Here is a 12,191-nt window from a genome sequence, read left to right on the forward strand (position 1 = left end):
GTACACGGTGGTCGTCACGGTGTCGCCTTGCGGGCGGTGGCGAAACGCGGACGGTTGTTGAGATCGGGGTGGTCCGCGGCGTCCGCCCAACCGGACTCCTCGCTGAAGATCCAGGGCACTTGGCCGCCCTGGGTGTCCGCGTGCTCGATCACCACGAGCCCGCCCGGCCGCAGCAGCCGGTGCGCGGTGCGCTCGATGCCGCGGATGGTGTCCAGTCCGTCCTCACCGGAGAAGAGGGCCATCTCCGGGTCGTGGTCACGGGCTTCGGGCGCCACGTACTCCCACTCGGTGAGCGGGATGTAGGGCGGGTTGGAGATGACGAGGTCGACCTGGCCGTTGAGTTCGGGCAGCGCGGTGAGGGCGTTGCCCCGGTGGATGGTGACCCGGGAGCCGTCGGCGTTCTTGCGGGCCCAGCCGAGGGCGTCGTCGGAGAGTTCCACGGCGTGGACGCGCGAACGCGGAACCTCCTGCGCCATGGCGAGGGCGATGGCACCCGAACCCGTGCACAGGTCCACGATCAGCGGTTCGACGACGTCCATGGCCCGGACGGCGTCTATGGCCCAGCCGACGACGGATTCGGTCTCCGGGCGGGGTACGAACACACCCGGGCCGACCTGGAGTTCCAGATAGCGGAAGAAGGCACGGCCGGTGATGTGCTGGAGCGGTTCGCGGGCCTCCCGGCGGGCGACCGCCTCCCAGTAGCGGGCGTCGAAGTCGGCGTCGTCGACGCTGTGCAGCTCTCCCCGCTTCACGCCGTGCACGAACGCGGCCAGCTCCTCCGCGTCGAAGCGCGGTGACGGCACGCCGGCGTCGGCCAGCCGCTGGGTGGCCTGGGCCACCTCGGCAAGCAGCAGGTTCACTGGTCCTCCACCCGATTCGTACGGGGTCTACTGCGGATTACTGGGCGGCGGCGAGTTTGGCGGCGGAGTCGGCGTCGACGCACGCCTGGATCACGGCGTCGAGGTCGCCGTCGAGCACCTGGTCCAGGTTGTACGACTTGAAGCCGACGCGGTGGTCCGAGATCCGGTTCTCCGGGAAGTTGTAGGTACGGATCTTCTCGGAGCGGTCCACGGTGCGGACCTGGCTGCGCCGGGCGTCCGCCGCGTTCTTCTCGGCTTCCTCCTGCGCCGCGGCGAGCAGCCTGGAACGCAGGATACGCAGGGCCTGTTCCTTGTTCTGGAGCTGGCTCTTCTCGTTCTGGCAGGAAGCGACGACTCCGGTGGGGATGTGCGTGATCCGGACGGCGGAGTCCGTGGTGTTGACGGACTGCCCGCCGGGGCCCGACGAGCGGTAGACGTCGATGCGGAGTTCGTTGGGGTTGATCTCCACCTCGATCTCCTCGGCCTCGGGGGTGACGAGCACGCCCGCAGCCGAGGTGTGGATGCGGCCCTGGGATTCGGTGGCCGGTACGCGCTGGACGCGGTGCACACCGCCCTCGTACTTCAGCCGCGCCCAGACGCCCTGACCGGGCTCGGTGGCGCCCTGGCCGCCCTTGGTCTTCACCGCGACCTGGACGTCCTTGTAGCCGCCCAGCTCGGATTCGGTGGCGTCGATGATCTCGGTCTTCCAGCCGACGCGCTCGGCGTAGCGCAGGTACATCCGCAGCAGGTCCCCGGCGAAGAGGGCGGACTCGTCGCCGCCGGCTCCGGCCTTGACCTCCAGGATGACGTCCTTGTCGTCGCTGGGATCGCGCGGTACGAGCAACAGCCGCAGCTTCTCGGTCAGCTCGTCGCGCTGCTTCTCCAGTTCCTTGACCTCGGCGGCGAAGTCGGGATCCGATGCGGCGAACTCGCGCGCCGTCTCGATGTCTTCCCCGGTCTGCTTCCAGGAGCGGTAGGTCCCGACGATCGGGGTCAGCTCGGCGTAGCGCTTGTTGAGCTTGCGGGCGTTCGCCTGGTCGGCGTGGACCGCGGGGTCGGCGAGCTTCTTCTCCAGATCGGCGTGCTCGCCGATCAGTTCCTCGACCGCCTCGAACATCGGGGGCTCCTGATCGTCAACGAATACCTGAGGGACGCCAAAGCGCCGGTCCCAGCCGCCCGCGCAGTGGGGGCGGCCGGGGACCGGCGCAAGTGACTCGCTACTTCTTGGCGGCTGCGGCAGCCTTGCCGAAGCGGGCCTCGAAGCGGGCCACGCGGCCACCAGTGTCGAGGATCTTCTGCTTGCCCGTGTAGAACGGGTGGCACTCGGAGCAGACCTCGGCACGGATGGTGCCGCTGTCGATGGTGCTACGAGTGGTGAACGAGGCGCCACAGGTACAGCTGACCTGGGTCTCGACGTACTCGGGGTGAATGTCGCGCTTCAAGGTGTCTCCTAGTTTCGGGAGGGCACCGGGTCGCAGGGACGGATTGTCGATGCGTGAACCGGGGCCGACGAACCAGTCTGCCAGGACTGGCCGTATCTCCCAAAACCGGGGTGGTCACGGAAGTATTCCCCCGTCCCGGAATCAACCGCTCCGGGCGGTCATCCGTGCGGTTTGGGTGCCGTATCGGACGGTACGGCGACGGTGTCGCTGACCATGTCGGCGGCATCGCCCTTGTCGCCTGCGGAATCCTTGAGCGCGGCGGCGGGAATCGGCTGGTCCAGCCGCAGGGCGGTCCACACCTGCTGGGACTCGGCCTTCAGCGGTATCACCCGGTTGGGGTCGACCGGGTCGTACTCCACCGGCATGGTGACCATCTGGACGTCCTCGGCGCCGAGCCCGCCGAGGCTCCGCGCGAAGCCCATGAGCTCGGTCACGGAGTCGAGCTCGGAGTCGGGGGTGATCGCCTTGGTGGCGGTGTCGGCGATGTCGAGCATCTTCTTGGGGTTGCTCAGGGCTCCGACGTCCTTGGCCTGCTGGATGAACGCCTTCATAAACGCCTGCTGGAGCTGGATGCGGCCGAGGTCGCTGCCGTCACCGACGCTCTTGCGGGTCCTCACCAGGCCCAGCGACTGCTCTCCGTCCAGGACGTGGGTGCCCGGCTCCAGATCGAGATGGCTGTCGTCGTCCTTGATCGGCTTGGTGGTGGTGATCTTCACACCGCCGAGTTCGTCGATGAGCCCCTTGAACCCGGTGAAGTCGACTTCGAGGTAGTGGTCCATGCGGATGCCGGAGAACTGCTCGACGGTCTTGACCGCGCAGGCGGGTCCACCGGTCTCGTACGCGGTATTGAACATGGCGCGCTGCTGACCGCGGACGGTCTCGCCGTCACTGTCGGTGCACTCGGGGCGTTCCACGAGGGTGTCGCGCGGTATGGACACGACGCTGGCCTTCTGATGGCCCTCATACAGATGGACGATCATGGCCGTGTCGGAGCGGGCACCCCCTTCGGCGCCGCCGTACTTGGCGTTATCCCCGGAGCGGGAGTCGGATCCGAGGACGAGGATGTCCATGGAGCCGTTGTCGACGTCGTCGGGCCGGTTCTCGCCGAGCTTGGCGTTGATGTCGACGCCTTCGAGGTTTCCGTCGATCTTGAAGTACACATAGCCGCTCGTGACCCCCCCGACGAGCAGGGCGGCTGCTATGGACCAGGCCGCGATGCGCAGGGGTCTGCGCCCCTTGGTCGGCGGTCTGTCCCGACGACCGCCCGCGCCGGATATTCGGCCTGTGCTCTGGTCTCCCATGTTTCCCCGGTTCCCCATCCGCTGCGTACTAGGCCGTGTCCCTATCCCCTCGTCCCCCTTGTCGACGACGAGTGTGCCCGACCTGTCAAGTTTTGCTCCGCCATTGGGGAGACACTCTGGGCGCCGCAAGGGTTGCACGTACGGCTGAGAACTCCCTGAGAAAAGGGCTGTGCCCACCGTGCGGTGCACGGTGGGCACAGGAGCGACGGGGCCGGGGCCGACCGTCAGCCGAAGAGGTTGTACGAACTCCAACCGGTACCGAACTGCTTGCGGGTCGCGAAGGCACCCACGGACTTGCCGGAGCCCGGGTAGAGCCAGAGCTTGCCGGCCGTGTCACGGGCCCACATGTCGGCGTGGCCGTCACCGTTGACGTCACCCGTGACCGCGATCGCGTTCAGGCTGCTGTTCGTGGTCAGCAGGGTACGGCCGCTGAGCGGCGCGGACGCCTTGCCGGTGCCCTTGTACAGGTAGATCTTGCCGCCGGCGGCACGGCCCACGACGTCTGCGCGTCCGTCACCGTTGAAGTCGCCGTGACCGCGGAGCATGGAGAACTGGCTCCAACCGCTGCCGACGAGCGTACGGGCGCCGAACGAGCCGCCGCCGTTGCCCAGGTAGAGGTACGCCTTGCCCGCGCTGTCGATCGCCAGCAGATCGGGGAGGTCGTCACCGGACAGGTCGTTCGGAGCGAGGATCTGCTTGTACGCCTTCCAGGTCGATCCGGAACCGATCTTCCGGTCGGCCAGGGTGTTGCTGTACGCCCAGAACACATCACCGTTGGGCGTGCGGTAGATCAGGTCCTGGCGGTCATCACGGTTGAGGTCCGCCTGCACCAGCAGGTTCACACCGGAGAAGTCCCCGTAGTTGAACCGGCGGGTGATGCTGCTGCCCCGGGACTCCCACGCGTACAGGGTCTTGCCGCTGCGGCCGAACAGGTCGGCGCGGTGGTCGTCGCCGGACCAGTTGGAGTCGTTGATCCGGTTGCGCAGGACGCCCTGGAAGGCGCTGACCTTGGCGTAGACGCCGTACTTGCCCCGCTTGGAGCAGTTGATGTCACCCCAGGAGACGATGCCGACGAGTCGGCCACCGGCCACCAGCGGACCACCGGAGTCACCGTTGCAGGTGGTCTCGGAGGTGCTGTCGCTTCCGGTCGGCGGCTTGCCCGCGCAGAGCATGGTGCCCGCGATGAAGCCAGTGCCGTAGGCGGTGCGGCAGGAGGTGTCGGACACGATGTCGGCGTCCGCCCGCTTCAGCACGTCGGACATGCTGTTGGGGTTGGTGGAACTGGTGCGGCCCCAGCCGTAGACCTTGCCGTCGGTGCCCGCGTTGTAGAGCGCGGTGTCCGTCGACCTGATCAGCGGCAGCGGCTTGGCCTTGGTCGGCGTGATCAGGGTCAACACGGCGACGTCGTTGTTCAGCGTGCGGCCGTCGTACTTCTCGTGGTGCCACTGCCGGTACACACCGCTGACCTTGCCGCCGTGGAGGTTGAGCGCTCCGGACGAGGTGGTGGTGGGCACGTGGTTGGTGCCGGTGACGACGGCACCGGTGGAGGCGTAGTTGATGCCCTCGACGCAGTGTGCGGCGGTGACGATCTTCGACGGGGAGACCACGACTCCACCGCAGAAGTAGTTGTCGCCCGCGCTGTCCTGGAAGTAGAGCTGTGCCATCCAGGGCGCGGAAGCGATGGTGGTCGTGCCGCCGCCGATGATGCGGGCGCTGGGCACCGACTGCTTCCCCGTACGGGGAGCCTTGGAGTCCGTCTCGGCCTTCAGTGCGGCGGCCACGCGCTGGCGCAGTTCGCTCTGCGAGGGCTCGGATGCCTGCGGGGCGCTACGGGGCGCCGGCTGGCTGGCGGACGGGGTGTTGTCGACGGCCTGGGCACTGGTCGCCAGCAGGCCGGTGCCGGCGAGGGCGAGAACGGTCGCCACGGCCGGAATCTCGCGTCTCATGCGGCGCTGCGGCCGACCACCACGGGTGCGTTGCTGCACTCGGTTAACCACCTTGGGTATGTATGGGGCGAGGCGCGGTGCGCCTGCCGGTGAACATGAGGTGGTGGGGCTCGAAGAATGTACGAAGCAGGTCTGGTTGTTGAGGCCCCCCGGCCTCTCCCGACACTGCGAACTCCCCCAGGAAATCCCCCCTGGAAACCCCCACCTGGGCTGATGATCGTATGTGTCGGAAGTATTGCTTGGCCAGCGTCGTACAGCTATCGCACAGAAATGAGACCGCCCCGTCACCTCGAAGGTGACGGGGCGGTCCCGTGGTGCGTCGTGCTGACCGTACGTCAGTCGTTGTTGCTGGCCGACGGGGTGGTCTTCTGGATCTGGAGCAGGAACTCGCCGTTCGACTTGGTCTGCTTCATCTTGTCCAGCAGCAGCTCGATCGCCTGCTGCTGGTCGAGGGCGTGCAGCACCCGGCGCAGCTTCCAGACGATGGCCAACTCGTCGCTGCCGAGCAGGATCTCTTCCTTGCGGGTGCTGGACGCGTCCACGTCCACCGCCGGGAAGATGCGCTTGTCCGAGAGCTTCCGGTCGAGCTTGAGCTCCATGTTGCCGGTGCCCTTGAACTCCTCGAAGATCACCTCGTCCATGCGCGAGCCGGTGTCGACCAGCGCGGTGGCCAGGATGGTCAGCGAACCGCCGTCCTCGATGTTGCGCGCCGCACCGAAGAAGCGCTTCGGCGGGTAGAGGGCGGTGGAGTCGACACCACCGGACAGGATGCGCCCGGAAGCCGGGGCCGCGAGGTTGTACGCACGGCCCAGACGGGTGATCGAGTCCAGCAGGACGACCACGTCGTGACCGAGTTCGACCAGACGCTTGGCGCGCTCGATCGCCAACTCGGCAACGGTGGTGTGGTCCTCGGCCGGACGGTCGAAGGTCGAGGAGATGACCTCGCCCTTGACCGACCGCTGCATGTCGGTGACTTCTTCGGGGCGCTCGTCGACGAGCACGACCATGAGGTGGCACTCGGGGCTGTTGACCGTGATCGCATTGGCGATGGCCTGGAGGATCATGGTCTTACCGGTCTTCGGCGGAGCCACGATCAGTCCGCGCTGGCCCTTGCCGATCGGCGACACGAGGTCGATGATCCGCGTGGTCAGCACGCCCGGGTCGGTCTCCAGACGGAGCCGGTCCTGCGGGTAGAGCGGCGTCAGCTTGTTGAACTCCGGTCGACCGCGGCCCGATTCGGGCGCCATGCCGTTGACGGAGTCCAGTCTGACGAGCGCGTTGAACTTCTCGCGACGCTCGCCCTCCTTGGGCTGACGGACCGCACCGGTGACGTGGTCGCCCTTGCGCAGACCGTTCTTGCGGACCTGGGCGAGGGAGACGTACACATCGTTCGGGCCCGGCAAGTACCCCGACGTACGGATGAAGGCATAGTTGTCGAGGATGTCCAGGATGCCAGCGACGGGGATCAGCACATCGTCGTCGGCGACCTGCGGCTCGTTGGTCGCGAACTCCTCGCGGCCACGACGGCCACGACGGTCGCGGTAACGGCCGCGACGACCGCGACGACCGCCGCCGTCCTCGTCGAAGTCGTCCTGCTGCTGGCTGCTGGGGCCCTGACGCTGCTGGCTCTGCTGCTGTTGGCGCTGACCGCCCTGCTGCTGGTCGTCGCTCTTGCCCCGGCGGTCCCGCTGACGGTCACGGCGTTCGCCGCGCTCGCCACGCTCACTGCGGTCGCCGCGCTGACCGCGCTCACGACGGCCTTCGCCGTCCTGTGCGGACGCGCTGACCGCAGCTTCCGCCTTGGCGTCACCCTGCGGCTCGGCCTTGACGTCCTTGGCCTCGACGGACGTGTCGGCGCGCGCTTCGCTCTGCGCGTCGGGACTGCCCGCCTGTGCGGTGGCCCGGCGACGACGGCGCTCGGCGACCGGCTGGTCGTCGCTGGCCGGCTGCCCGGGGATGTCGATCTGCTGCTGGGTGGCGGCCTTCTCGGCCGCAGGAGCCACGTCGGCGGCAGGTGCTTCCGCCGTACGCGCCCTTGATGTGGCGCGGCGCTTCGGCTTGGCCTCGGCCTCGTCGGCAGCCTTCGACGCGGGCGCCGTCGACGACTTGGCCGTGGACGCTCCGCCGCCGGCCTGCGCCTCCTTGATGACCTCGATCAGCTGGCTCTTGCGCATGCGCGCAGTGCCCCTGATGCCGAGGCCGGACGCGACCTGCTGCAGCTCGGCCAGGACCATGCCCTCTAGGCCGGTGCCGGAACGGCGGCGCCGTGAGGTGGTGCCGGAGGCAGCACCTTCGGCGGGCGCGGAGGTGTCGACATTGTTGTCGGCAGTCACGCCCATCAGATCGGTGGTGTCGCTCACGAAGGGTCCTTCCCTGGAGCGGACGTCGGCCTTCTGGCTCGGCGACCGGTTGTGCTGTCCGGAGGTCCGGATGTGCGGACCGTGCCGGGGCGGTGGTCCCCGCCGAATGTGGTGCGGCGGAGAGTCAGATACATGCAGGTCCGGCCCGAGATCCCCCTGCTCGGCCCACTCCTGGCGGAACGGGAGGTGTCGTGCCGGTTCCGGAGCGTGCTCAAAACTGCTCAGGCGGGCTGCTCAGGCAGTTGGGGAGGCTCCCGGAAGAATGCGCGGTCCCGAATGGGACACGAAGCTCCGAGCCGCAATGGCATCGGTTGCAGACTTGAGGTTAACACTACCGGCTCCAACAAACATTCCCCCTCTCCATCACCGGCAATCCCGTGTCACTGCGAAGTCACTGCGGAGGCGAGTCGTCACCGGACGAAGTCGCGCCCGCCGGTGCGAGCGGCAGCACGCTCGCACCCGAGGTGTCGATGGCGAGCCGGTTGGCGGCCCAACCGGTACCGGCCAGTAGGGCGATCTTGTCGGCCGTGCCCTCGTCAGCCAGCGCCAGTACCGTGGGACCGGCACCTGAGATGACTGCGGGGACGCCGTCCGCCCGCAAACGGTTGACCAGATCGACGCTCTGCGGCATCGCCGGGGCGCGGTACTCCTGGTGGAGACGGTCCTCCGTGGCGGGTAGCAGCAGCTCGGGACGCCTGGTCAGCGCCTCGACGAGCAAGGCGGAGCGGCCCGCGTTGGTCGCGGCGTCCACATGGGGGACGGTGCGCGGCAACAGGCCACGCGCCGTCTCGGTGAGCACCGGGTTCTCGGGGACGAAGACCACCGGGACCACGGAATCGGCCGGGTCCATCCTGATGGCACGGGCCGCTCCCCCGTCCGTCCACGCGAGGGTGAAGCCGCCGAGGAGACAGGCGGCGACGTTGTCGGGGTGGCCCTCGATCTCGGTCGCCAGCTCAAGCAACGCGGTGTCGTCGAGCCGGGCGTCGCCGCCTATCGTCACCGCGCGGGCGGCGACGATTCCGGCACAGATGGCCGCGGACGAGGAGCCGAGACCGCGCCCGTGTGGGATGCGGTTGGCGCAGACGACTTCCAGACCGCGCGGCTGACCACCCAGCAGCCCGAACGCCGTACGGAGCGACCGTACGAGCAGATGACTCTCATCGCGGGGCAGTGTGGATGCACCCTCACCTGCGATGTCGATATGCAGACCGGAGTCCGCGACCCTGACGACGACGTCGTCGTACAGCCCCAGAGACAGGCCGAGGGCATCAAAGCCCGGGCCGAGATTGGCGCTGGTGGCGGGCACGCGCACTCGGACGGCGGCGGCGCGGAACGCTGGACCGGCCATCGCTCGATGACACTCCTTGGTTCTGACTGCGAGATTTCGAGAGATTCACAGAGATTCACAACGACGAAACTACGAACAACCGGACACCCGAGGGCCGTAACGGCAACAGCACCGCGGCACACGCGGCGGGGCGGGTTCAGTACAGCCTATCGAAGGAAGGTTCTGTGGCGACATAGGGCGCACAGGAGGCGCACGATGCGTGTCGCAAGCCTGCTGTGCCTCTACGTTCGCCGATGCCCGGCTTTGCCGGACTTTCGCGGGGGTAGATCTTTCCTTCGGTCCGAAATACGCCTCAGCGGACCGGTGCGTTCACCGATTCGCCGACGTTCGGGAAAGACGCCGGAATCAGGTCCCGGAAAAGCGGATGCTTCGAATTCCGGAAGGCGATGCCTTGGGCCCGGCCGGAGGTCGTCCGGGGAGTTCGTGGTGAGCCCCTCCGGAGAGGGGCTCACCTCATGTTCGATGCTCAGGCGAGCCCGAGCCGCTCCGCCGCTGCGACCGCATCCACCGGGACGGTCACCGGCTGCGGCGCACCCGCCACGGCCCAGTCCGGGTCCTTGAGCCCGTTCCCGGTGACCGTGCAGACGATCCGCTGACCGGGGTCGACCTTCCCCGCCTCGGCCGCCTTGAGCAGTCCGGCCACGGAAGCCGCCGACGCGGGCTCGACGAAAACGCCCTCCTGCGAGGCCAACAGCCGGTAGGCGCGCAGGATTTCACGGTCCGTCACTTCGTCGATGAAGCCGCCCGACTCGTCGCGTGCGGCGATCGCCTGCTGCCAGGAAGCCGGATTGCCGATCCGGATCGCCGTGGCGATGGTGGACGGGTCCTTGACGACCTCGCCCCGGACGATCGGCGCCGAACCCGAAGCCTGGAAGCCCCACATGCGGGGCTTCCGCGTGGACAGACCGTCCGCCGCGTACTCCTGGTAGCCCCTCCAGTACGCCGTGATGTTCCCGGCGTTGCCGACGGGCAGGACATGGATGTCGGGTGCGTCCCCGAGGGCGTCGACGATTTCGAATGACGCGGTCTTCTGCCCCTCGATCCGGTACGGGTTCACCGAATTGACCAGGGCGACCGGATAGTTCTCGGACAGAGTTCTGGCCAGATTCAGGCAGTCGTCGAAGTTTCCGTCGACCTGGAGGATTTTGGAGCCGTAGACGAGCGCCTGCCCCATCTTCCCCAGCGCGATCTTGCCCTGCGGCACCAGGACCGCACAGACCATTCCCGCCCGTACCGCATAGGCGGCTGCGGACGCGGAGGTGTTGCCGGTGGAGGCGCAGATGACGGCCTGGGCGCCCTCCTCCTTGGCGCGGGTGATCGCCATCGTCATCCCGCGGTCCTTGAACGAGCCCGTGGGATTGGCGCCCTCGACCTTGAGGTGGACCTCGCAGCCGGTGCGCTCGGAGAGGACCTGGGCCGGAACGAGCGGCGTACCGCCCTCGCGGAGCGTGACGACCGGCGTCGTTTCCGTCACCGGAAGACGGTCCCGGTACTCCTCGATGATGCCGCGCCACTGGTGGGTCCCCCGCCGGGGGCTGTTGGTCGTCATGGGTCCCTTACTCCCCTTCAACACGCATGATGCTGGCGACACCGCGAACGGTGTCGAGCCTCCGCAGCGCTTCGACCGTCCCCGAGAGGGCGGCGTCCAGCGCACGGTGGGTGACGACGACCAGCGAAGCCTCGCCGCCGCCGTCCGGACGTCCTTGCTGACGAACGGTGTCGATCGACACCCCGTGCTCGGCGAAGACCGTGGCCACCTGGGCGAGCACACCCGGCTTGTCGGCGACGTCGAGACTGATGTGGTACCGCGTGACCACATCGCCCATGGGACTCACGGGCAACTGGGTGTACGCGGACTCGCCCGGGCCCGTGGCACCGGCGAGCTTGTTGCGGCAGACGGCCACCAGGTCACCGAGGACGGCGGACGCGGTCGGCGCACCGCCGGCTCCCGGACCGTAGAACATCAACTGCCCGGCGGCCTCCGCCTCGACGAAGACCGCGTTGTACGCCTCGCGGACGGAGGCCAGCGGATGGCTGAGCGGAATCATCGCCGGGTGCACCCGGGCGGTGACGGACCGGCCGTCGGCGGCGCGCTCACAGATGGCGAGCAGCTTCACGGTGCAGCCCATGCGCCGGGCGGATGCCATGTCCGCCGCGGTCACCTCGGTGAGGCCCTCGCGATAGACGTCGTCGAGGCGCACCCGGGTGTGGAAGGCGATCCCGGCGAGGATCGCGGCCTTCGCCGCGGCGTCGAAGCCCTCGACGTCGGCGGTCGGGTCCGCTTCGGCGTACCCGAGGGCCGTGGCCTCGTCGAGCGCCTCGGAGTAACCGGCGCCGGAGTTGTCCATCTTGTCGAGGATGAAGTTGGTGGTGCCGTTGACGATGCCGAGGACCCGGTTGACCTTGTCGCCCGCGAGTGATTCGCGCAGCGGCCGGATCAGCGGGATGGCGCCGGCGACGGCGGCCTCGAAGTAGAGGTCACGGCCGTGCTGCTCGGCGGCGGCGTAGAGCGTGGCACCGTCCTCCGCGAGGAGGGCCTTGTTCGCGGAGACCACCGACGCGCCGTGTTCGAAGGCGGTGGTGATCAGGGTGCGGGCGGGCTCGATGCCGCCGATGACCTCGATGACGACGTCGATGTCGCCGCGTTTGACCAGGGCGGTGGCGTCGGTGGTGATGAGGGCGGGATCGATGCCCTCGCGCACCCGGTCGGGGCGGCGGACGGCCACGCCCGCGAGTTCCACCGGGGCACCGATCCTGGCCGCGAGGTCGTCGGCGTGCGTCGTCATGATGCGCGCCACCTCTGAGCCGACCACTCCACAGCCCAGCAGCGCCACCTTCAGCGGACGCGTACGCATCATCCGACCTCGCTTCTCAATCACTTCTCAGGGTTGGACCAGTCTCACTCACCGGACGGTGATTTCTATCCCCCGTCCG

General features: G+C 68.2%; 9 protein-coding genes. All 9 read right to left on the reverse strand.

All coding sequences use genetic code 11. The annotated features are described in order from the left end of the window. Positions 1 to 14 precede the first annotated feature (14 nt). On the reverse strand, positions 15 to 860 hold the full coding sequence (gene prmC, locus ABZ348_RS03355; RefSeq protein ID WP_358928851.1) for a peptide chain release factor N(5)-glutamine methyltransferase: 846 nt from the start codon (positions 858 to 860) through the stop codon (positions 15 to 17). 37 nt (positions 861 to 897) lie between these two features. Then, a complete protein-coding gene (gene prfA / locus ABZ348_RS03360) occupies positions 898 to 1,977 on the reverse strand; it encodes a peptide chain release factor 1 (protein WP_358928853.1) in 1,080 nt (359 codons plus the stop codon). Between the two features lie 100 nt (positions 1,978 to 2,077). After that, complete coding sequence (rpmE, locus tag ABZ348_RS03365; RefSeq protein WP_250918244.1) at positions 2,078 to 2,302, reverse strand: 50S ribosomal protein L31; 225 nt, start codon at positions 2,300 to 2,302, stop codon at positions 2,078 to 2,080. Positions 2,303 to 2,460: 158 nt separating this feature from the next. Further along, positions 2,461 to 3,603 carry an LCP family protein gene (locus ABZ348_RS03370; protein ID WP_358928855.1) on the reverse strand — a complete coding sequence of 381 codons (1,143 nt, stop codon included), beginning with the start codon at positions 3,601 to 3,603 and terminating at the stop codon, positions 2,461 to 2,463. Positions 3,604 to 3,827: 224 nt separating this feature from the next. Beyond that, positions 3,828 to 5,549, reverse strand: coding sequence for a trypsin-like serine protease (locus ABZ348_RS03375; protein WP_358928857.1), 1,722 nt, complete (start codon positions 5,547 to 5,549; stop codon positions 3,828 to 3,830). 335 nt (positions 5,550 to 5,884) lie between these two features. After that, positions 5,885 to 7,909 (reverse strand): transcription termination factor Rho, encoded by a 2,025-nt coding sequence (gene rho / locus ABZ348_RS03380; RefSeq protein WP_358928859.1) that lies wholly within the window; start codon positions 7,907 to 7,909, stop codon positions 5,885 to 5,887. Positions 7,910 to 8,300: 391 nt separating this feature from the next. Beyond that, positions 8,301 to 9,257: a homoserine kinase gene (gene thrB, locus ABZ348_RS03385; protein ID WP_358928861.1), complete on the reverse strand. Its 957-nt coding sequence runs from the start codon at positions 9,255 to 9,257 to the stop codon at positions 8,301 to 8,303. Positions 9,258 to 9,723: 466 nt separating this feature from the next. Further along, complete coding sequence (thrC, locus tag ABZ348_RS03390; RefSeq protein ID WP_358928863.1) at positions 9,724 to 10,806, reverse strand: threonine synthase; 1,083 nt, start codon at positions 10,804 to 10,806, stop codon at positions 9,724 to 9,726. A 7-nt stretch (positions 10,807 to 10,813) separates the two neighbouring features. After that, positions 10,814 to 12,112: a homoserine dehydrogenase gene (locus tag ABZ348_RS03395; protein WP_358929793.1), complete on the reverse strand. Its 1,299-nt coding sequence runs from the start codon at positions 12,110 to 12,112 to the stop codon at positions 10,814 to 10,816. Positions 12,113 to 12,191 lie beyond the last annotated feature (79 nt).

Origin of the sequence: Streptomyces sp. NPDC005963 (assembly GCF_040638655.1) — a bacterium.
Classification (GTDB): domain Bacteria; phylum Actinomycetota; class Actinomycetes; order Streptomycetales; family Streptomycetaceae; genus Streptomyces.